The sequence below is a fragment of the Rhodospira trueperi genome (assembly GCF_900101965.1).
GTDB classification, from domain to species: Bacteria; Pseudomonadota; Alphaproteobacteria; order Rhodospirillales; family Rhodospirillaceae; genus Rhodospira; species Rhodospira trueperi.
This window is the reverse complement of the sequence record NZ_FNAP01000003.1, coordinates 208,061-228,563: the sequence shown is the minus strand read 5'-3', so window position 1 is coordinate 228,563 and position 20,503 is coordinate 208,061. Positions and strand designations below refer to the sequence as shown.

Here is a 20,503-nt window from a genome sequence, read left to right as displayed (position 1 = left end):
TGGTGTTACTGTTGGCAGGGCGACCCGACACCGCCCCGGTTGCGTCGTCGCGCCGTATCAGGCCACGCGGCTGACGCCGTCGGTGGCCTCCGGTGCCACGCGTGAACGCAGATCCGGCGGCATCGATTCAGTCACAAGTGTATCCAGTGCGTCCGCGAGCGCAAGAACTTCCTGACTCGCGCCGCCCAGGCGGCGCAAGGCGACCGTGCGCTCCTCGGCCTCGCGCTTGCCGACCACGGCGATGACCGGCACCTTGGCGTTGGAGTGCTCGCGAACCTTGTAGTTGATCTTCTCGTTGCGCAGATCGACCTCGGCCCGCAGACCGGCCGCCTGGAACGCGGCCTGAACCTCGCGGGCGTAGCCGTCGGCCTCGCCGGTGATGGTCGCCACCACCACCTGCACCGGCGCCAGCCACAGCGGGAACCGGCCGGCGTAGTGCTCGACCAGAATGCCCGTGAAGCGTTCCAGCGAGCCGAACATGGCACGGTGGATCATCACCGGCACGTGGCGCTCGCCGTCGGCGCCGATATAGCTGGCGTCGAAGCGGCCGGGCAGGTTGAAGTCCACCTGGACCGTGCCGCACTGCCAGTCGCGGCCGATGGCGTCGCGCAGCACGTATTCCAGCTTCGGCCCGTAGAACACGCCCTCGCCGGGGTTGACCGACGCCTTGATGCGGCCGTCGCTGCGCGCGACCACCTCGTCGAGCACGCCCTGCAGCGCCGCCTCGGCGGCGTCCCAGAGGTCGTCGGAGCCGACCCGCTTTTCGGGCCGCGTCGCCAGCTTGATGGTCAGGTCCTGAAAGCCGAAATCCTCGTACAGCCCCAGGATGAGGCTGTTCAGCTTCAGGCATTCCTCGCGCAACTGGTCCGGCGTGCAGAACACATGGGCGTCGTCCTGGGTGAAGCTGCGCACGCGCATCAGGCCATGCAGCGCGCCCGACGGCTCGTAGCGATGCACCTTGCCGAACTCACCCACCTTCAGCGGCAACTCGCGGTAGCTGCGCAGGGCGTTCTTGTAAATGGCGAAATGACCGGGGCAGTTCATCGGCTTGAGGGCGAAATCGCGCTCGTCCTCGGTCTTCGTCGTGAACATGTTCTCGCGGTAATTCTGCCAGTGGCCAGAGACCTCCCACAGGCTGCGATCCATCATGTCCGGCGTGTTCACTTCCAGGAACCCGGCCGCGCCCTGGCGCCGCCGCACGAAGCTGATCAGCGTCTGGAACAGCGTCCAGCCCTTGGGGTGCCAGAACACCGAACCCGGCGCGTAGTCCTCGAAGTGGAACAGGTCCATCTCGCGGCCCAGGCGGCGATGGTCGCGCTTTTCCGCCTCCTCCAGCATGTGGAGGTAGTCCTTGAGCTGCTTGTCCGTGGCCCAGGCCGTGCCGTAGATGCGTTGCAGCATGGGGTTGCGCGAATCGCCGCGCCAGTAAGCGCCGGCCAGCTTGGTCAGCTTGAAGGCCGTGCCCAGCTTGCCCGTGGAGGGCAGGTGCGGCCCCCGGCACAGGTCCAGCCAGTCGCCTTGGCGGTAGACCGTGATCGGCTCGCCGGCCGGCAGGTCGGCGATGATCTCGGCCTTGTAGTGCTCGCCCTGGTCCTTGAACCAGGCGATGGCCTCGTTGCGGTCCCAGACCTCGCGCACGATGGCCTCGTCGCGGGCGACGATCTCGCGCATGCGGGCCTCGATCCTCTCCAGGTCCTCGGGCGTGAACGGCTCGTCGCGGGCGAAGTCGTAGTAGAAGCCGTTCTCGATGGCCGGCCCGATGGTCACCTGGGTGCCGGGGTACAACTCCTGCACCGCCTCTGCCATGACGTGGGCGGCGTCGTGGCGGATCAGCTCCAGGGCCGACTCGCCGTCCTTGGCCGTGATCAGGGCGACGGAGGCGTCGGTTTCGATGGGGCGCGTCAGGTCCCACATCTCGCCGTTCACGGCGCAGGCGAGCGCGGCCTTGGCGAGGCCGGGGCCGATGTCCTTGGCGATGTCCAGGCCCGAAACCGGGCCTTCGTACTGGCGTTGACTGCCGTCGGGCAGCGTGATCGCAACCATGGGGATCAGACCTTCACAAAGAGCGGTCCCGACGCGGCGCGGGCGTCCGCGCGGTGGCGGGCGCTGTCCGAGGTCGGAGCAATACAAGGGTGGAGCGCGGGGCTTCCGGAGGCGCGGCGCGGCGTTTGATCAACCGCCCGGCGACCCGGAGCCCGGGTGTGAAGCCTTACCCCCACGCGGGGGTTCGCGCGGTCACGCGCACGGTTCCAGCCACGCCGGCGGCGCGGGAGGAACGGCGGGAGCGAAGGGCATCGGGCGCGATCATGATCGTCCGGCGTCACGAAAGATAACGGGAATACGGCAGGGTCCAGCATCACCCGGAACCCTGTTCTCACTTTAGGCCCCGGGCCGGGGATGTCAAGGCGGGGGATCGGTCCATCGTTTTCCGTTTAGACTGTGAACCGCTGGCGGACTCGACCTCGCAAGCGGGGGCGTCTCTCCCCACATGCCGAAAAAGGCCGCGCCGGAGTCTCCCCATGCCCACAAAGCCCCGTTCACCACACCGCGAGGCCGCCGCGCCGCCCCTCGCCCGCGCCGAGCCGCTGGCCGCTGCGCTGCCGCCTTTGCTCGTGGAAGCGGAGCGGGTGGCCGCCACCGTCGCCCCCGGCCTGCACGGCCGGCGCCGCGCTGGCGTTGGCGAGACCTTCTGGCAGTACCGTCGCTACGAGGCGGGCGACATGCCCCGGTCCATCGACTGGCGCCGCTCGGCCAAGGCCGATCCGGTGTTCGTGCGCGAACTGGAGTGGGAGGCGGCGCAGACGGTGTGGCTGGCGGTCGATGGCTCCGGCTCCATGGACTATGCCAGCGCGCGCGGCCTGCCCACCAAGGCCGACCGTGCCGCCCTGCTGGCGCTGGCGCTGGCGGTGATGCTGGATCGGGGCGGCGAGCGCTTCGCCCTGCTGGACGCAGACCCGGCGCGCGCGCTGCCGCCCGGTAGTGGGCGGTTGGCGCTACGCCGCCTGGCCGAGGCGCTGGAGCGTCCGTTGGCGGACGGGAGCGCGCCGCCGTCGGCGCTGTCCGCCGCCCGCCACGGCCATGCGGTGCTGATCGGCGATCTGCTGGCGCCTCTGGACGAGACCGCCGCGCTGGTGAGCGCGCTGGCCGGGCGCGGCGTGCGGGGCTGCCTCGTCCAGGTGCTCGACCCGGCGGAGGAGGCGTTCCCGTTCCGGGGCCGTCTGCGCGTGGAGGGGCTGGAGGCCGAGGGCGAGGTGCTGCTCGACCGGGCGGAGGATCTCCGCGCGGCCTACGTGGAGCGCCTGCGTGACCACCGCGCCGGGCTGGAGGCGCTGGCCCGGTCGGCGGGCTGGCGCTTTCTGGTGCATCACACGGACCAGTCGGCGGCGCCGGTGCTGATGGGGCTGTATCAGGCGCTGGACGGCGCGCGGGCCCATGGAACGCCCCGACCCTGAGCACGGGGCCACGGCGGAGAAACACAAAACCTCGGGTGCTGGTGCGAACGCGTTGGGGGCGGGGCGCCCGTCGGCGCCGTGTTTTCGGGTGGGGCTTGATCGCCTCCAGTGGCCGCTTACATGCCGGTGACGCCAAGACTTCCGGCGAGTCCCGATGCGGGACCGCCATTGTTATTGCAGTGCAAATTCGGGGGCTTCGGCGGTGCAGCGACGGTTGTGACGGTGTCTCTCAGTCGTCATGGTGGCTTGACTTGTCAGGGGGCGTTGACTAAACCACTGCGGTTTCCGGGATCCGCCCGCTGAACACTGTGTTTCCGCCGCACGATGCATAGGGCTTTATAACATGACCGAAATGCTCCAGGAATATTTGCCGATCCTGGTCTTTCTGGTGTTGGCCGTGGTGATCGCCCTTGGCGCGGTGGTGGGCTCACTTGTCGTGGCGCCGCAAAGCCCGGACCCGGAGAAGGATTCGGCGTATGAATGCGGCTTCGAGGCCTTCGACGATGCTCGCGCGAAATTTCAAGTCCGATTCTATCTCGTAGCCATTCTGTTTATTATCTTCGATCTGGAGGTGGCGTTCCTGTTCCCGTGGGCCGTCAGCCTGGGCAACATCGGCTTGTTCGGATTCTGGTCAATGATCGTGTTCCTGGCCGTCCTGACCATCGGATTCATCTACGAGTGGAAGAAGGGGGCTCTGGAATGGGAGTGAGCAACGCAACGCCGACGACCGCGACGCCGGCAACCGTCCAGGGCGGGGCACCGCTGCCGCCGGGCCCCGAGCAGGATGCCCTGCTGAAGGCCCTGGGCGATGAGATCGAGGACAAGGGATTCGTGGTCGCCAGCGTGGACAAGCTGGTGAACTGGGCGCGCACGGGGTCGCTGTGGCCGATGACGTTCGGTCTGGCGTGCTGCGCGCTGGAGATGATCCATTGCGCCTGCGCGCGGTACGACCTGGACCGATTCGGGGTGGTGTTCCGGCCCAGTCCGCGCCAGTCCGATGTGATGCTGGTGGCCGGAACCCTGACCAACAAGATGGCGCCGGCCCTGCGCAAGGTGTACGACCAGATGGCCGAACCGCGCTGGGTCATCTCGATGGGCTCGTGCGCCAACGGGGGCGGGTACTATCACTACTCGTATTCCGTGGTGCGAGGCTGCGACCGTATTGTTCCGGTGGATGTCTATGTGCCAGGGTGTCCGCCGACGGCGGAGGCCCTGCTGTACGGCATCCTTCAGCTTCAGAAGAAGATCAACCGGACCGGGTCGCTCTTCCGGTAGGCGACAGGTGTGGCGTGACGGACGTCTGGCGGTGGGGGCGCAGGCGGGCTGGAGCGCGTGGCCGTGAGGTGGTGGGCCGGCGCACGCGTGATGCCGGTCGGAATGGGCCGGTCGAAATGGGGTGGTAACGCATGTCTTTGTCCGCGGAACAGATAGAGGCCCTTGAGGACCTTGGCCAGCACATCGCCTCGGCGCTGCCCGATGCGGTGCGCGAGACTCACATGTCCAAGGACGAACTCGTCGTCAGTGTGAACCGCAACGATATCGTCCGGGTTCTGACGATGCTGCGCGACGATCCGAACTGCATGTTCCAGCAACTGGTGGACGTCTGCGGCGTGGACTGGCCGGAGCAGGACGAGCGCTTCGAGGTGGTCTACAACCTGCTCAGCCTGAAGCATAACCAGCGGGTTCGTGTGCGCCTGACCGCCGGCGAGGATCAGCCGGTCCCCTCCGTGGTCGGGGTGTACCAGACCGCCAACTGGTTCGAGCGCGAGGTCTGGGACATGTACGGCGTGGTGTTCTCCAACCATCCGGATCTGCGCCGCCTGCTGACCGACTATGGGTTCGAGGGGCATCCGCTGCGCAAGGACTTCCCGCTGACCGGGACCGTGGAACTGCGCTACGACGACGAACAGGCGCGCGTGGTGTACGAGCCGGTGCGTCTGACCCAGGATTTCCGCAATTTCGATTTCCTCAGCCCCTGGGAAGGGGCGCTGGATCCGGGCGTGGACGCGGCGGCGCGCGCGCTGCCGGGCGACGAAAAGGCGGCCGGCTAGGCGAGACGCGCGGCGGCGAGAGGACGAGGCAGGCGAGACCATGGCCCAGACCGAGATCAAGACCTACAACCTCAACTTCGGCCCCCAGCATCCGGCCGCGCACGGTGTGCTGCGCCTGATCCTGGAACTGTCGGGCGAGGTGGTGGAGCGGGCCGACCCGCACGTCGGGCTTCTGCATCGCGGCACGGAAAAGCTCATCGAATACAAGAGCTACGTCCAGGCGCTGCCGTACTTCGACCGGTTGGACTACGCCTGCCCGCTGAACATGGAACATGCCTACGTGCTGGCGGTCGAAAAGCTGCTGGGCGTCGAGGTGCCGCCGCGCGGCAAGTACATCCGCACGCTGTTCTCCGAGATCACGCGCATCATCAACCACATCATGAACACGACGTCGTTCGCGCTCGACTTGGGCGCCATGACACCGATGCTGTGGGGCTGGGAAGAGCGCGAGCACCTGCTGGAATACTGCGAGCGGGCGTCGGGCGCCCGCATGCACATGGCGTACTATCGTCCGGGTGGCGTGGCCAAGGATCTGCCCGCCGGATTGATGGATGACATGTACAAGTGGTGCGACCGGTTCGAGAAGTTCATGGTCGATATGGAAGCGCTGCTGGACGAAAACCGCATCTTCCGTCAGCGCACCGTCGATATCGGCATCGTCTCGCAGGAAGACGCGCTGAACTGGGGCTTCACCGGGCCGGTGCTGCGGGCGACGGGCATTCCGTGGGACCTGCGCAAGGCCCAGCCCTACGATGCCTTCGAGGACATGGAGTTCGACATCCCCGTGGGCACCACCGGCGACTGCTACGCCCGCTATCTGGTGCGCATGGAGGAGATGCGCCAGTCCATGCGCATCGTCCGGCAGTGCATCGAGAAGATGCCCGACGGGCCGGTGAAGGCCGAGGACCACAAGGTCACGCCGCCGTCGCGTCCGGAGATGAAACGCTCGATGGAAGCCCTCATCCATCACTTCAAGCTGTACACAGAGGGCTTCAAGGTGCCGCCCGGCGAGACCTATACGGCGGTCGAGGCGGCCACCGGCGAGTTCGGGGTCTATCTGGTGTCGGACGGCACCAACCGGCCGTACCGCTGCAAGATCCGCTCGCCGGGATATGTCCACTTGCAGGGCCTGGACCTGCTGTCGAAGGGCCACATGCTGGCCGACATCCCGGCCAATATCGGCTCCATTGACGTTGTGTTTGGCGAGATCGACCGATGACTGCCGCGAAGACGATTCCCGAGTCCGACGCCGCCGACGCGCCGTTCGCCTTCAACGAGGCGTCCCTGGCCGAGGCCCGGCGTATCCTCGCCAAGTACCCGGAAGGGCGCGAGCGCAGCGCCGTGCTGCCGCTGCTCGACCTCGCCCAGCGCCAGCACGGGTGGATCTCGCGCGGAGTCGTGGAGGCGGTGGCCGAGTTGGCCAAGACGCCGCCGATCCGGGTGTGGGAGGTCGTGACCTTCTACACCATGTACAATCAGGGCCGCATCGGCCGCCATCACGTGCAGATCTGCACCAATGTGTCGTGCTGGCTGCGCGGCGCGGACGAGATCGTGCGCGCCGCGCGCGAGGTGTTCGGGGTTGAGTTCGGTCAGACCACCGACGATGGCACCGCCACGGTCTCCGAGGTGGAATGCCTGGGGGCGTGCGTGAACGCGCCGATGGTCCAGATCGACGACGACTATCACGAGGATTTGGACTACGAGAGCGCCAAGGCCCTGTTCCATGCCATCCGGCAGGGGCACGCCGTTCAGGCCGGGTCCTGGGCCAAGCGCCAGTGTTCCGCCCCGGCCGGCGAGCGGAGCACGCTGACCGCCGATCCCACCACGCCAGAGGGTGGCAAGTGGATCGCCGCCGACAGTCCGGCGGCGGGCGCGTCCGCCGGCGGCGCGAAGTAAGGCCGAGGAGGGAAGCGCGTCATGCTGCTGAGCGACAAGGACCGCATCTTCACCAACCTCTACGGGGTTCACGACTGGACCCTGAAGGGGGCGCTGGCGCGTGGCGACTGGGACGGCACCAAGGCGATCCTGGCCCAGGGGCACGACTGGATCATCGATCAGGTCAAGGCGTCGGGGCTGCGCGGGCGCGGCGGCGCCGGGTTCTCGACCGGCCTGAAGTGGTCCTTCATGCCCAAGACGGTGGGCGAGCGGCCGCATTATCTGGTGGTCAACGCCGACGAGGGCGAGCCCGGGACCTGCAAGGACCGGGACATGATGCGCAACGACCCGCACAAGCTGCTTGAGGGCTGCCTGATCGCCGGCTTCGCCATGCGCGCCCATGTGGCCTACATCTACATCCGCGGCGAGTTCTACCGCGAGGCCGAGCGCCTGGAGGCGGCCATCGCCCAGGCCGAGGAGGCCGGCCTATTGGGCGACAACGCCTGCGGCACCGGCTGGCCGTTCCGGGTGTATGTGCATCGCGGCGCCGGGGCCTACATCTGCGGCGAGGAAACCGCGCTCATCCAGTCGCTGGAGGGCAAGAAGGGCCAGCCCCGCCTGAAGCCGCCGTTCCCGGCCGGCGTCGGCCTGTACGGCTGCCCGACCACCGTCAACAACGTGGAAAGCATCGCCGTTGTGCCGACGATCCTGCGGCGCGGGTCGTCCTGGTTCGCCGGCATCGGCCGCGAGAACAACTCCGGCACCAAGGTGTTCTGCATCTCCGGCCATGTGAACAAGCCGTGCAACGTGGAAGAGGCGATGAGCGTGCCGCTGCGCACGCTGATCGAGCAGCACGCCGGTGGGGTGCGCGGGGGCTGGGATAATCTTCTGGCGATCATTCCCGGCGGCGCGTCGGTGCCGCTGCTGCCCAAGCACATCTGCGACGACGTGCTGATGGACTTCGATGCCCTGAAGGAGGTCAAGTCCGGCCTGGGCACCGCCGCCGTCATGGTGATGGACAAGTCCACCGACGTGGTGAAGGCGATCACGCGGTTGTCGAAGTTCTACCAGCATGAAAGCTGCGGTCAGTGCACGCCGTGCCGCGAGGGCTGCGGCTGGATGGCCCGGGTCATGGAGCGGCTTGTGACCGGCGAGGCCGAGATCGAGGAAATCGATATCCTGGAAGAGGTGACGCGGCAGGTCGAGGGCCATACCATCTGCGCCCTGGGCGACGCGGCGGCGTGGCCGATACAGGGGCTGATCCGCCATTTCCGGCCCGAGCTTGAGCGCCGGATCAAGGCCCGCAAGGGCGCGAATGGCGATGCCGCGCCGGCGTCGGCGGCGGCGGAGTAGAGGGGCGTGACGGGGTTGAGGAAGGAAGGGACGCGGGCATGCCCAAGCTGACCATTGACGGCATCGAGGTCGAGGCCGAGGCCGGAATGACGATCATGCAGGCCGCCGATCTGGTGGGCATCGAGATTCCCCGCTTCTGCTATCACGAGCGGCTCTCGATTGCCGGCAACTGCCGCATGTGTCTGGTCGAGGTCAAGCCCGGCCCGCCCAAGCCGGCCGCCGCGTGCGCCCTGCCCGTGGCCGAGGGCATGCAGGTCTGGACCCAGTCCGATCTGGCGAAAAAGGCCCGCAAGGGGGTGATGGAGTTCCTGCTCATCAACCACCCGCTGGACTGCCCGATCTGCGACCAGGGCGGCGAGTGCGACCTTCAGGATCAGGCCATGGCCTTCGGCTCCGACCATTCCCGCTATGTGGAGCACAAGCGGGCGGTGGCCGAGAAGCATCTTGGTCCCCTGGTCAAGACCGCCATGACCCGCTGCATCCACTGCACCCGCTGTGTGCGCTTCATCACCGAGGTGGCCGGCGTGCCCGAACTGGGCATGATCGGGCGCGGCGAGCACGCCGAGATCACGTCCTATGTCGAGAAGGCGCTGACCAGCGAACTGTCCGGCAATATCGTGGACCTGTGCCCGGTCGGCGCCCTGACCAGCGCGCCCTACGCCTTCCACGCCCGGCCGTGGGAGTTGCACAAGGTCGAATCCATCGACGTTTTGGACGCGGTCGGGTCCTCCATCCGGGTGGATGCGCGCGGCAACGCCGTCATGCGCGTGCTGCCGCGCCTGAACGAGGACGTCAACGAGGAGTGGCTGGGCGACAAGTCGCGCCATGCCGTGGACGGTCTCCGCTATCAGCGCCTCGACCGCCCCTATGTGCGCGAGGACGGCACACTCCGCCCCGCCTCGTGGGAGGAGGCCCTGCGCGCCGTGGCCGGCCGCCTGCTGGCCACCGACGCCGACAAGGTGGCGGCGCTGGCCGGCGACATGGCCGACGCCGAGGCCATGGTGCTGCTGAAGGACCTGATGGCCGCCATGGGCAGCCCGAACCTGGACTGCCGCCAGGACGGCGCGGCGCTGGATCCGACGGATCGGGCGGGCTATCTGTTCAATCCGACCATCGCGGGCATCGAGGACGCCGACGCGCTGCTGATCGTGGGCTCGGACCCGCGTTGGGAGGCGCCGATCCTGAACGCCCGCATCCGCAAGCGCTATCTGAAGGGCAAATTCCCCATCGGCGTGCTGGGGCCGCGCACCGACCTGACCTACAAGGTCCAGGACCTGGGCAACGATCCCAAGACCCTGGAGGCGCTGGCCGGCGGCAAGCACGACTTCGCCAAGGTGCTGAAGGAAGCGGAGCGGCCGCTGATCCTGGTCGGCATGGGCGCGCTGGCGCGGCCGGACGGCGCCGCCGTCATGGGCTGGGCGCGCCGGCTGGCGGAAAGCGTGGGCGCCATCAGCGACGACTGGACCGGCTTCGCCGTGCTGCACACCGCCGCCGCCCGCGTCGGCGGGCTGGAGGCGGGCTTCGTGCCCGGGGAGGGCGGGCGCGACACGGCCGCCATCCTGGACGGCGCGGAGAAGGGCGACATCCAGGTGGTCTACCTGCTGGGCGCCGACGAGATCGACACCGCCCGCCTGGGCGAGGCCTTCGTGATCTATCAGGGGCACCACGGCGACGCCGGCGCGAACCGGGCCGATGTGATCCTGCCGGGGGCCGCCTACACCGAGAAGAACGCCACCTACGTCAACACCGAGGGCCGCATGCAGCGGACCTGGCTGGCGGTGCATCCGCCCGGCGAGGTGCGCGAGGACTGGAAGATCATCCGCGCCCTGTCCGCCGCCATCGACAAGCCGCTGGCGCAGAACACGCTGGACGACGTGCGGGCGCGGCTGGCCGAGGTGTCGCCGACCTTCGCGGACGCCAACGAGGGCGCGGTGGTGCCGGCCGCGTACAAGGCCGGGGCCGGCGGAACCGGCGGTCGGCTGGAGGCGGCGCCGTTCGCCTCGCCGGTCACGAACTACTACATGACCGATCCCATCAGCCGTGCCTCCCGCACCATGGCGGCCTGCACGGACGTCTACATCAACGGCGCCGGCGACGGTGACAGCAAGAAGCGGACGGGGACCGATGGCTGAGTTCTGGAGCGGCACCCTCTGGCCGCTGATCATCATCATCGCGCAGATTGTGGCGATCGTGCTGCCGTTGCTGCTGGCGGTGGCCTACCTGACCTACGCGGAACGCAAGGTCATCGGCGCGATTCAGCTCCGCAAGGGGCCGAACGTGGTGGGGCCGTTCGGCCTGCTGCAGCCCATCGCCGACGGCGCCAAGCTGTTCCTGAAGGAAACGGTGATCCCCACCGGGGCCGACCGCGCGGTGTTCGTGCTGGCGCCGATGCTGACCTTCATCCTGGCCCTGATCGGCTGGGCGGTGATCCCGTTCGATGACGGCTGGGTGCTGTCGGACATCAACGTCGGTGTGCTGTACCTGCTGGCCATCTCCGGCCTGGGCGTGTACGGCATCATCATGGCCGGCTGGGCGTCGAACTCGCGCTATGCCCTGCTGGGCGGGCTGCGCTCGGCGGCGCAGATGGTCTCCTACGAGATCAGCATGGGCCTGATCATCATCTCCGTGCTGCTGTCGGCGGGCTCGCTGAACCTGTCGGAGATTGTCCACGCCCAGGGCGAGGGGATGTGGTATGTCATCCCGCACCTGCCGATGTTCGTGATCTTCGTGGTTTCCATCCTGGCGGAGACCAACCGTGCACCGTTCGACCTGCCCGAGGCCGAAGCGGAGTTGGTGTCGGGCTACAACGTGGAATACTCCGCGATGACCTTCGCCCTGTTCTTCCTGGGCGAGTACGCGAACATGATCCTGATGAGCGCCATCGCGGTGGTGCTGTTCCTGGGCGGCTGGCTGCCGCCGGTGGACGCGGCGCCGTTCACCTGGATCCCGGGCATCATCTGGTTCGCCCTGAAGGTCTGCGCGGTGCTGTTCGTGTTCCTGTGGGCGCGCGCCACTTTCCCGCGCTACCGGTACGATCAGCTCATGCGTCTGGGCTGGAAGGTGTTCCTGCCGCTGTCGCTGGCCTGGGTCGTCCTGACCGCCGGTGTCATGGTGACCTTCGACCTGATGCCGGCCTGACCGGACCCGAGAGGACAGGAGTTCGATCATGTCATTCCTCGACCGCACCGCCCGGAGCGTTCTGTTGTCCGAGTTGGTTTCGGGGTTGGTGCTGACCTTCCGGTACATGTTCAGGCCGAAGTACACCATCGACTACCCGTACCAGAAGGGATATCTGAGCCCGCGCTTCCGGGGCGAGCACGCGCTGCGGCGCTATCCGAACGGCGAGGAACGCTGCATCGCCTGCAAGCTGTGCGAGGCCATCTGTCCGGCCCAGGCCATCACCATCGAGGCCGAGGAGCGCAGCGACGGCAGTCGGCGGACCACGCGGTACGACATCGACATGACCAAGTGCATCTACTGCGGCTTCTGCGAGGAGGCCTGCCCGGTGGATGCCATCGTCGAGGGGCCGAACTTCGAGTTCGCCACCGAGACGCGCGAGGAACTGCTGTACGATAAGGACAAGCTGCTGGCCAACGGCGACCGCTGGGAGGCGGAACTGGCCAAGCGGCTGGAACTGGACGCGCCGTATCGCTGACAACGCGCCCGAAATCAGGGCCATGCACCAGGGCGACGGGGAGAGAGGAATGCACACGCCGAGCGAAACCCGGACCACGGCCGGGACGGAACGGAGGGGTCGCGGATGATTCACGCCCTGACATTCTATCTGTTCGCGGTGATCGCGGTGGTGTCCGGCCTTCTGGTGGTGACCAGTCGCAACCCGGTGCACAGCGTGCTGTGGCTGATCCTCGCGTTCTTCAACGGCGCCGGCCTGTTCGTGCTGATGGGGGCTGAGTTCGTCGCCATGCTGGTGGTGGTGGTCTACGTCGGCGCCGTGGCCGTGCTGTTCCTGTTCGTCGTCATGATGCTGGACATCAATCTGCTGGGCCTGCGCGAGGGCATGCAGCGCTATCTGCCGGTCGGCGCCGCGTTGGCGGTGGTGCTGGTGATCGAGATGGGGGTGCTGTTCGCCAATTGGTCCTTCGCTGGCGAGGCCATGACCCTGCGCGCCGCGCCGACGCCCGATGTGGCCGAGGTGAGCAACACCGAGGCGCTGGGCAACTTGCTGTACACCCAGTACGTCTACCTGTTCCAGGTGTCGGGCCTGATCCTGTTCGTGGCCATGATCGGCGCCATCGTGCTGACCCTGCGGGTCAATCCGAACGTGCGCCGTCAGTCCATCGGCCGTCAGGTTCACCGGCCGAAGGACGAGGTTCTGGCCGTTCGGCAGGTCCGCAACCGGGGGGGGATCTGACATGGGAGAGATCGGTCTGGCGCACTACCTGACGGTCTCGGCGATCCTGTTCGCCACGGGCGTGTTCGGCATCTTCGCCAACAAGAAAAACGTCGTCATCATCATGATGTCGATCGAACTGATGCTGCTGGCCGTGACCATCAACATGGTGGCCTTCTCGGCGCACCTGCAGGACCTGGTGGGGCAGATCTTCACCATGTTCATCCTGACTGTCGCGGCGGCGGAGGCGGGCATCGGTCTGGCCATCGTTGTGGTGTTCTTCCGCAACCGGGGCTCGATCGAGGTCGAGGACATCAACAGCCTGAAGGGGTAAGGCCGGACCATGACCGTTGCAGCCATTTTCCTGCCGCTCCTGGGGGCCATCGTCGTCGGCCTGTTCGGCCGCCGCCTGGGCGACACCCTGTCTCAGTGGCTGACGTGCGGGGCCATGGGCGCCAGCGCCCTGTTGGCCGTGCCCATCTTCATCGACGTGGCCCTGAACGGCAACGCGCAGACGGTGCCGCTGCTCACGTTCATCGACTCCGGTGACCTGCTGGTGAACTGGGCGCTGAAGTTCGACACCCTGTCGGCGGTGATGGTGCTGACGGTGAGCTGTGTGTCGTTCCTGGTGCATGTGTACTCCATCGGCTACATGCACCATGATCCCGGCATCCCGCGCTTCATGGCCTATCTGTCGCTGTTCACCTTCTTCATGTACATGCTGGTGACCGCCGACAACCTGGTTCAGCTGTTCTTCGGCTGGGAGGGCGTGGGCCTTGCGTCGTACCTGCTGATCGGTTTCTGGTACGAGCGCCCGTCGGCCAACGCGGCCGCGATCAAGGCGTTCGTCGTCAACCGCGTCGGCGACTTCGGCTTCGCGCTGGGCATCTTCGGGGCCTTCGTGCTGTTCGGAACCATCTCGATGGACGCGATGTTCGCCGCCGCGCCCGAGATGGCGGGCGCCTCGCTGACCTTCCTCGGCGCCGAAGTGCCGGCGCTGGAGATCATCTGCGTGCTGCTGTTCCTGGGCGCCATGGGCAAGTCGGCGCAGATCGGCCTGCACACCTGGCTGCCGGACGCCATGGAGGGTCCGACCCCGGTCTCCGCGCTGATCCACGCCGCCACCATGGTGACCGCCGGCGTGTTCATGGTCGCGCGCATGTCGCCGCTGTTCGAATACGCCCCGGTGGCCATGGCCATCGTGGTCGTGGTCGGCGCGTCCACGGCGTTCTTCGCCGCGACCATCGGCTGCGTGCAGAACGACATCAAGCGGGTGATCGCCTATTCGACCTGCTCGCAGCTCGGCTACATGTTCTTCGCGCTGGGCGTGGGCGCCTATCAGGCGGCCATCTTCCACCTGATGACGCACGCCTTCTTCAAGGCGCTGCTGTTCCTGTCCGCTGGCTCGGTGATCCACGCCATGTCCGACGAGCAGGACATCCGCAACATGGGCGGGCTGTGGAAGCACATCAAGCTGACCTACCTGATGATGTGGATCGGTTCGCTGGCGCTCGCGGGCGTGCCGTGGTTTGCCGGCTACTACTCCAAGGACATGATCCTGGAGGCGGCCTTCGCGGCCGGCACCGGCTTGGGCACGATGGCCTTCGTGCTGGGCATCGCGGCGGCGTTCATGACCGCGTTCTACTCCTGGCGCCTGCTGTTTCTGACCTTCCACGGCAAGCCACGCGCCAACGAAACCGTGATGGCGCACGTGCACGAAAGCCCGGCGGTGATGATGGTGCCGTTGCTGGGGCTGGCCGTGGGCGCGGTGTTCTCCGGCATGGTGGCGTACACTCACTTCGTCGGCGACAAGCATCCCCAGTTCTGGGGCGACAGCATCGCCTACAATGTCCAGGGGCAGGCTCAAGCCGGCACAATGGACGGCCATGCGGAGGCGGCTCCGGCCGATGAGTCCCACGCCGCCGATGACGCTCACGGTGACGAAGCGCCTGCCGAGGAGGCGCACGCGGCCGAGGTTCACGCCGCGGCCGGGCACGGCGACGACGCCCATCACGCCGGCCCCGATGCCGGCGTGCTGGAGCGGGCGCACCACGTTCCAGGCATTGTCAAGCTGGCGCCGCTGATCGTGACGGCGGCGGGCATCTTCATGGCCTGGGTGTTCTATATCCTGACGCCGACGGTGCCGGTGCGGCTGGCCCGCTCGTTCCCGGGCGTGCATCGCTTCCTGCTGAACAAGTGGTACTTCGACGAACTGTACGACTGGCTGTTCGTGCGGCCGATGTTCGCCCTTGGCCGGGTTCTGTGGAAGACGGGCGACGGCGCCATCATCGACGGCCTGGGGCCGGACGGTCTGGCGGCGGTGTCCCGGACCGTCGCGGCGCGGTTGCGCCAGTTCCAGACCGGATACGTGTATCACTACGCCTTCCTGATGATCATCGGCGTGGTGGTGTTCGTCTCCTGGCGACTGATCGGGGCCTGATGAGAGCGCGCGTCACTGCAACGGGGGCCGGAACGGCCCGGACAACAACGAATCAGGGCCGCAGCGGCCCGGGGGAAAGGCCGAGGCGGCGATGATCGAAGACATGTCCCTGCTCAGCATCATCACCTTTCTGCCCCTGTTCGGCGCCGCCTGCATCATTCTGCTGGTGCGCGGGACAGAGGCCGAGGTTGCGGAAAACAGCCGCTGGGTGGCGCTGTGGACGTCGGGCGTGACGTTCCTGCTGTCGCTGGGGATCTGGATCGGGTTCGATCCGTCCCGGGCGGACTTTCAGTTCGTCGAGCGCGTCGACTGGCTGCCGGAGTACAACATCGCCTATCACATGGGGGTGGACGGCATTTCGCTGTTCTTCGTGCTGCTGTCCACGTTCCTGACGCCGCTGTGCGTGCTGGCAAGCTGGGACGCGATCAAGAGCCGGGTGCGGGAATACATGGTGGCCTTCATGGTGCTGGAAACCATGATGGTGGGCATGTTCTGTGCGCTCGACTACGTGCTGTTCTACGTCTTCTTCGAGGGCGTGCTGATCCCCATGTTCCTGATCATCGGAATCTGGGGCGGGCCGCGCCGCATCTACGCCGCGTTCAAGTTCTTCCTGTACACGCTGCTGGGCTCGGTGCTCATGCTGGTGGCGCTGCTGGCCATGTACCTGCACGCCGGCACCACCGACATTCCGACCCTGATGAACACCACGTTCCCCGAAAGCTGGCAAATCTGGCTGTTCCTGGCGCTGCTGGCCAGCTTCGCGGTCAAGGTGCCGATGTGGCCGGTGCATACGTGGCTACCCGACGCCCACGTCGAGGCGCCGACGGCCGGGTCCGTCATCCTGGCCGGCGTGCTGCTGAAAATGGGGGCTTATGGCTTCCTGCGTTTTTCCTTGCCGATGCTACCGGAGGCGTCGGCGCAGATGGCCGACATCATCTTCGTGCTGTCGATCATCGCGGTGATCTATACCTCCCTGGTGGCCCTGGCCCAGGAGGACATGAAGAAGCTGATCGCCTATTCGTCGGTCGCCCACATGGGCTTCGTCACCGCCGGCATCTTCGCCATGACCCAACAGGCGGTCGAGGGCGCGATTTATCAGATGCTCAGTCACGGCATCGTCTCGGGCGCGCTGTTCCTGTGCGTCGGCGTGGTCTATGACCGGCTGCACACCCGCGAGATCGGGCGCTACGGCGGGCTGGCGAACAACATGCCCAAATACGCCCTGGTGTTCATGCTGTTCATGATGGCCTCCGTCGGCCTGCCGGGGACCAGCGGCTTCGTCGGCGAGTTCCTGGTCATGCTGGGCGTGTTCAAGGTCAACACCCTGGTGGCCCTGCTGATCGCCACCGGTGTGATCCTGGGCGCCGTTTACATGCTGTTCCTGTATCGTCGGGTGGTGTTCGGCAAGCTGGAGAAGGCCGACGTCAAGGCCATGCTGGACCTGAACCCGCGCGAGATGGCCGTGTTCGCCCCGCTGGTGATCGTGGTGCTGTGGATGGGCATCTATCCGTCCAGCTTCCTCGACCCGATCCACGCCAGCGTGGACAACCTCATCACCCAGTACGAAGCCGCCCTGGCGGCCGCCGACGGCGTGTCCGTCGCGGCCCGCTAGATCCGCCGTTACACCGAGAGCCGACCCGCCGGGAGACCCGACGCCATGATCGACCTGCCCATGATGCTGCCGGCCCTGCCGGAACTCATCCTGGCCCTGCTGGCCATGGGGCTGCTGATGTATGGCGTGTTTGCCCGGGGTGACCGGTCGGCGAGCTGCACCTGGGCGGCCGTGTACGGCATCGTCGTGGCCGGCGCCGTCGTGGCGATGGGCGGCGAGGGCAGGGCGGAGGCCTTCTACGGCCAGTTCGTGACCGACGACTTCACGCGCTTCGCCAAGCTGCTGGTCCTGGGCGCATCGGGCGCGACGCTGCTGATGGCGCGGCGTTGGATGGTCAGTGAGGGGATCGCCCGCTTCGAGTTTCCCGTGCTCATGCTGCTGACCACCGTCGGCATGATGCTGATGGTCTCGGCCAACGACCTGATCTCCATGTACCTGGGCCTGGAGTTGCAGTCGCTGGCCCTGTACGTGCTGGCCACGGTGCAGCGAGACAACCTGCGCGCCACCGAGGCCGGTCTGAAGTACTTCGTGCTCGGCGCCCTGGCCTCCGGCGTCATGCTGTACGGCGCGTCACTGGTCTACGGCTTCGCCGGCACCACGAGCTTCACCGGGATCGCCGAGGCCGTGGCCGGCGGTGATCCGCACGTCGGGGTCGTCGTGGGGTTGGTGTTCGTGCTCTCGGGTCTGGCCTTCAAGGTCTCGGCGGCGCCGTTCCATATGTGGACGCCAGACGTCTACGAGGGCGCGCCGACGCCGGTCACCGCGCTGTTCGCCGTGGCGCCCAAGGTGGCCGCCCTGTCGCTGTTCCTCCGTGTGGCGCTGGAGCCGTTCGGCGCCCTGGCCGCCGACTGGCAGCAGGTGATCTGGATCATCGCCATGCTGTCGATGGTCATCGGCGCCTTCGCCGCCCTGGCGCAGGAAAACATCAAGCGGCTGATGGCCTACAGCTCCATCGGGCACATGGGCTACGCCTTGGTCGGCCTGACGGCGGGCACGCCGGAGGGCGTGCGCGGGGTGCTGGTCTATCTGGCCATCTATCTGTTCATGAACGTCGGCGCCTTCGCGGTCATCCTGGCCATGCGCCAGCAGGGCCGCGCGGTCGAGGGCATCAAGGACCTGGCCGGGCTGGGGCGCACCCATCCACTGATGGCCCTGGCCATGGGGATCTTCATGTTCTCCATGGCCGGCATTCCGCCGCTGGCCGGGTTCTTCGCCAAGTTCTACGTCTTCATGGCGGCGGTCGATGCCGGGCTGATCTGGCTGGCGGTGATCGGCGTTCTGACCAGCGTGGTATCCGCCTTCTACTATCTGCGCATCGTCAAGGTGATGTACTTCGACGAGCCGCTGGAGAGCCTGGACCCTGTCGGCTCCATGGCGCTGCGGGTGGTGATGTCCGTCAGTGCCGCCGTGATCCTGCTGTTCATCGCCATGCCGGGCTGGATTCTGTCGCAGGCGGAAATCGCGGCCGGCGCGCTGCTCGCGGGATGACGCCGGCTGGCGTGGCGGGGCCGCCCGGCTGGCGGGTGGTCCACCGTCCGGTCGTGGACAGCACCCAGGCCGTGGCGCGCGCCCTGCTGGAGGCAGGGGAGGGCCGGGCGATCCGGCCCGACGCGGCCCTGGTCGTTCATGGCGGCGAGCAGACCGGCGGGCGCGGTCGGCACGGCCGGGCCTGGACGAGTCCCCCCGGAAACCTGTATGTGACGGTGGCGTTTCCCTGTCCGGAGGGGCCGCGCCTTGGCGTGGAGATCGGATTCGTGGCCGGCGTGGCCCTGGTGGAGACACTGGCCGCGCTCGGCTTCGGGTCGGACGCGCGTCTGAAGTGGCCCAATGACGTGCTTCTGGGCGGGGCCAAGGTGGCCGGCCTGCTGCTCGAATCGGTGGCCGACGCGGACGGGATCGGCTGGGTGCAGCTGGGGATGGGGGTCAATGTGGCCTCCGCGCCGCCGCCGGGGGTGGTGCCGTATCCGGCGACGGCGCTGAACGCCCATCCGGCCGGCGATGGCGTGACGCCGGAGGCGGTGCTGGACCCGCTTCTGGGCCGTCTGGCCGACCTGACGCGGCAGTGGCGCGCCCGTGGGTTCAAGCCCGTTCGGGAGGCGTGGCTGCGCCACGGACTCGGGCTTGGCGAGACGGTGGGGGTGCGGCTGGGTGCGGAACGGGTGTTCGGCGTGTTCGAGGGGCTGAACCCGGACGGCGCGCTCATTCTGCGCGAACCGTCCGGCGATGCCCGGACCATCCTGGCCGGGGACGTGTTTTTTCCGACTCCGGGAGAAGACTAGGAAAACGCTCTGTTTGCGGTGGATAGGCACAGGCCGTCCAAAGGCATGAGGCCGGCGGAAGGCGCGTCCGGAACTCCCTCCCCTGGATAGGGGAAGGCTGGGGTGGGGGTGATGCGGCAAGCATCTCTGGCGCGAAAACCAACGCGCCCCCCTCCCAACCTCCCCCCCAGCGGGGGGAGGAGATCTCGGAGCACTACGGGGGCGGTCTGTACGCCTTTGGATGTGGTGCCTAATCTTTCGCGACCGGAGCCTGGGAGAAAGGCTAGGGTCCATGCTGTTGGCCATCGACTGCGGCAACACCAACACGGTCTTCGCCGTCTATGACGGCGAGGACAAGCGGTGTGAATGGCGCGCGGCCAGCAAGTCCGGCCGCACCGCCGACGAGATGGGGGTGTGGCTGAACCAGCTCATGACCATGAAGGGGCTGGAGCCGTCGGATATCACCGATACCATCATCGCCTCCGTGGTGCCGTCGGCGGTGTATGACCTGCGGCTGCTGTGCCACCGCTACTTCTCCGCTCCGCCCCTGGTGGTCGGCGACCCGGACGTGGATCTCGGCCTGGAGATTCTGGTGGACCGCCCGGAGGAGGTCGGCGCCGACCGTCTGGTCAACACGGTCGCGGCCCATGTCACCTATCCCGGGGCGCTGATCGTGTTGGATTTCGGCACCGCGACGACGTTCGACGTGGTGGACGCGGACGGCAACTATTGCGGTGGTGTCATCGCCCCCGGCGTGAACCTGTCGCTTGAGGCGCTGCACATGGCCGCCGCGCAGCTTCCCCGCGTCGCCGTGGGTCGGCCCAAGTCCGTCATCGGCAAGGCCACGGTGCCCGCCATGCGCTCCGGCATCTACCTGGGTTACGTGTCGATGATCGAGGGACTGACGGCCCGGATTCAGGCCGAGTTCGGCGAACCCATGTCCGTCGTGGCCACGGGGGGGCTGGCATCCCTCTTTACCGAGGCCACCGATGTCATTCATCATCTGGACAACGATCTGACCCTCAGGGGGCTCCGCGAGATTCATCGGCGCAACGCGGCACGACGCGCGCCGACGCCCGAAACGACCTAAGACGACGTAGAAACCGACCTG

18 protein-coding genes are annotated in these 20,503 nt (G+C 67.2%); 17 read left to right on the top strand and 1 reads right to left on the bottom strand.

Annotated features, from left to right (window positions below; translation table 11 throughout):
- Positions 1-57 precede the first annotated feature (57 nt).
- Positions 58-2,043: a threonine--tRNA ligase gene (thrS, locus tag BLS85_RS06095; protein WP_092783756.1), complete on the bottom strand. Its 1,986-nt coding sequence runs from the start codon at positions 2,041-2,043 to the stop codon at positions 58-60.
- Positions 2,044-2,519: 476 nt separating this feature from the next.
- On the opposite strand from thrS, the gene BLS85_RS06090 reads away from it, so the two are divergent.
- From BLS85_RS06090 to BLS85_RS06010, 17 genes are all read left to right on the top strand, one after another.
- Positions 2,520-3,452: a DUF58 domain-containing protein gene (locus tag BLS85_RS06090; RefSeq protein ID WP_092783753.1), complete on the top strand. Its 933-nt coding sequence runs from the start codon at positions 2,520-2,522 to the stop codon at positions 3,450-3,452.
- A gap of 343 nt (positions 3,453-3,795) precedes the next feature.
- Positions 3,796-4,161 (top strand): NADH-quinone oxidoreductase subunit A, encoded by a 366-nt coding sequence (locus BLS85_RS06085; RefSeq protein WP_092783750.1) that lies wholly within the window; start codon positions 3,796-3,798, stop codon positions 4,159-4,161.
- Positions 4,152-4,727 carry a NuoB/complex I 20 kDa subunit family protein gene (locus tag BLS85_RS06080; protein ID WP_092783747.1) on the top strand — a complete coding sequence of 192 codons (576 nt, stop codon included), beginning with the start codon at positions 4,152-4,154 and terminating at the stop codon, positions 4,725-4,727. The genes BLS85_RS06085 and BLS85_RS06080 overlap by 10 nt, the downstream gene beginning before the upstream one ends.
- Before the next feature lie 131 nt (positions 4,728-4,858).
- Complete coding sequence (locus BLS85_RS06075; RefSeq protein WP_092783744.1) at positions 4,859-5,503, top strand: NADH-quinone oxidoreductase subunit C; 645 nt, start codon at positions 4,859-4,861, stop codon at positions 5,501-5,503.
- 40 nt (positions 5,504-5,543) lie between these two features.
- On the top strand, positions 5,544-6,722 hold the full coding sequence (locus tag BLS85_RS06070) for an NADH-quinone oxidoreductase subunit D (RefSeq protein ID WP_092783741.1): 1,179 nt from the start codon (positions 5,544-5,546) through the stop codon (positions 6,720-6,722).
- Positions 6,719-7,399, top strand: coding sequence for a complex I 24 kDa subunit family protein (locus BLS85_RS06065; RefSeq protein WP_092783738.1), 681 nt, complete (start codon positions 6,719-6,721; stop codon positions 7,397-7,399). The genes BLS85_RS06070 and BLS85_RS06065 overlap by 4 nt, the downstream gene beginning before the upstream one ends.
- Positions 7,400-7,423: 24 nt before the next feature.
- Entirely contained in the window at positions 7,424-8,731 is a 1,308-nt protein-coding gene (gene nuoF / locus BLS85_RS06060) for an NADH-quinone oxidoreductase subunit NuoF (protein ID WP_092784064.1), read from the top strand.
- A gap of 38 nt (positions 8,732-8,769) precedes the next feature.
- Positions 8,770-10,863, top strand: a complete 2,094-nt coding sequence (nuoG, locus tag BLS85_RS06055; RefSeq protein WP_092783735.1) for an NADH-quinone oxidoreductase subunit NuoG — start codon at positions 8,770-8,772, stop codon at positions 10,861-10,863.
- Positions 10,856-11,869 (top strand): NADH-quinone oxidoreductase subunit NuoH, encoded by a 1,014-nt coding sequence (nuoH, locus tag BLS85_RS06050; protein ID WP_092783732.1) that lies wholly within the window; start codon positions 10,856-10,858, stop codon positions 11,867-11,869. The genes nuoG and nuoH overlap by 8 nt, the downstream gene beginning before the upstream one ends.
- Positions 11,870-11,897: 28 nt before the next feature.
- A complete protein-coding gene (gene nuoI, locus BLS85_RS06045; RefSeq protein ID WP_092783729.1) occupies positions 11,898-12,386 on the top strand; it encodes an NADH-quinone oxidoreductase subunit NuoI in 489 nt (162 codons plus the stop codon).
- 105 nt (positions 12,387-12,491) lie between these two features.
- Positions 12,492-13,103 carry an NADH-quinone oxidoreductase subunit J gene (locus BLS85_RS06040; protein ID WP_092783726.1) on the top strand — a complete coding sequence of 204 codons (612 nt, stop codon included), beginning with the start codon at positions 12,492-12,494 and terminating at the stop codon, positions 13,101-13,103.
- Between the two features lies 1 nt (position 13,104).
- Positions 13,105-13,416 carry an NADH-quinone oxidoreductase subunit NuoK gene (nuoK, locus tag BLS85_RS06035; RefSeq protein WP_092783723.1) on the top strand — a complete coding sequence of 104 codons (312 nt, stop codon included), beginning with the start codon at positions 13,105-13,107 and terminating at the stop codon, positions 13,414-13,416.
- A gap of 9 nt (positions 13,417-13,425) precedes the next feature.
- On the top strand, positions 13,426-15,522 hold the full coding sequence (gene nuoL, locus BLS85_RS06030; protein WP_092783720.1) for an NADH-quinone oxidoreductase subunit L: 2,097 nt from the start codon (positions 13,426-13,428) through the stop codon (positions 15,520-15,522).
- A 103-nt stretch (positions 15,523-15,625) separates the two neighbouring features.
- Positions 15,626-17,134 carry an NADH-quinone oxidoreductase subunit M gene (locus BLS85_RS06025; RefSeq protein ID WP_425438469.1) on the top strand — a complete coding sequence of 503 codons (1,509 nt, stop codon included), beginning with the start codon at positions 15,626-15,628 and terminating at the stop codon, positions 17,132-17,134.
- A gap of 45 nt (positions 17,135-17,179) precedes the next feature.
- Entirely contained in the window at positions 17,180-18,622 is a 1,443-nt protein-coding gene (gene nuoN / locus BLS85_RS06020) for an NADH-quinone oxidoreductase subunit NuoN (RefSeq protein WP_092783718.1), read from the top strand.
- An 11-nt stretch (positions 18,623-18,633) separates the two neighbouring features.
- Complete coding sequence (locus BLS85_RS06015; protein ID WP_176793411.1) at positions 18,634-19,413, top strand: biotin--[acetyl-CoA-carboxylase] ligase; 780 nt, start codon at positions 18,634-18,636, stop codon at positions 19,411-19,413.
- Between the two features lie 271 nt (positions 19,414-19,684).
- Positions 19,685-20,482 carry a type III pantothenate kinase gene (locus BLS85_RS06010; RefSeq protein WP_092783712.1) on the top strand — a complete coding sequence of 266 codons (798 nt, stop codon included), beginning with the start codon at positions 19,685-19,687 and terminating at the stop codon, positions 20,480-20,482.
- The last annotated feature ends 21 nt before the right edge of the window (positions 20,483-20,503 follow it).

Excerpts from the sequence above, each read along its gene's own strand:
- thrS (WP_092783756.1), bottom strand. The coding sequence starts at position 2,043 with ATGGTTGCGATCACGCTGCCCGACGGCAGTCAACGCCAGTACGAAGGC.
- BLS85_RS06090 (WP_092783753.1), top strand. The coding sequence starts at position 2,520 with ATGCCCACAAAGCCCCGTTCACCACACCGCGAGGCCGCCGCGCCGCCC.
- BLS85_RS06085 (WP_092783750.1), top strand. The coding sequence starts at position 3,796 with ATGACCGAAATGCTCCAGGAATATTTGCCGATCCTGGTCTTTCTGGTG.
- BLS85_RS06080 (WP_092783747.1), top strand. The coding sequence starts at position 4,152 with ATGGGAGTGAGCAACGCAACGCCGACGACCGCGACGCCGGCAACCGTC.
- BLS85_RS06075 (WP_092783744.1), top strand. The coding sequence starts at position 4,859 with ATGTCTTTGTCCGCGGAACAGATAGAGGCCCTTGAGGACCTTGGCCAG.
- BLS85_RS06070 (WP_092783741.1), top strand. The coding sequence starts at position 5,544 with ATGGCCCAGACCGAGATCAAGACCTACAACCTCAACTTCGGCCCCCAG.
- BLS85_RS06065 (WP_092783738.1), top strand. The coding sequence starts at position 6,719 with ATGACTGCCGCGAAGACGATTCCCGAGTCCGACGCCGCCGACGCGCCG.
- nuoG (WP_092783735.1), top strand. The coding sequence starts at position 8,770 with ATGCCCAAGCTGACCATTGACGGCATCGAGGTCGAGGCCGAGGCCGGA.
- nuoH (WP_092783732.1), top strand. The coding sequence starts at position 10,856 with ATGGCTGAGTTCTGGAGCGGCACCCTCTGGCCGCTGATCATCATCATC.
- nuoI (WP_092783729.1), top strand. The coding sequence starts at position 11,898 with ATGTCATTCCTCGACCGCACCGCCCGGAGCGTTCTGTTGTCCGAGTTG.
- BLS85_RS06040 (WP_092783726.1), top strand. The coding sequence starts at position 12,492 with ATGATTCACGCCCTGACATTCTATCTGTTCGCGGTGATCGCGGTGGTG.
- nuoK (WP_092783723.1), top strand. The coding sequence starts at position 13,105 with ATGGGAGAGATCGGTCTGGCGCACTACCTGACGGTCTCGGCGATCCTG.
- nuoL (WP_092783720.1), top strand. The coding sequence starts at position 13,426 with ATGACCGTTGCAGCCATTTTCCTGCCGCTCCTGGGGGCCATCGTCGTC.
- BLS85_RS06025 (WP_425438469.1), top strand. The coding sequence starts at position 15,626 with ATGTCCCTGCTCAGCATCATCACCTTTCTGCCCCTGTTCGGCGCCGCC.
- nuoN (WP_092783718.1), top strand. The coding sequence starts at position 17,180 with ATGATCGACCTGCCCATGATGCTGCCGGCCCTGCCGGAACTCATCCTG.
- BLS85_RS06010 (WP_092783712.1), top strand. The coding sequence starts at position 19,685 with ATGCTGTTGGCCATCGACTGCGGCAACACCAACACGGTCTTCGCCGTC.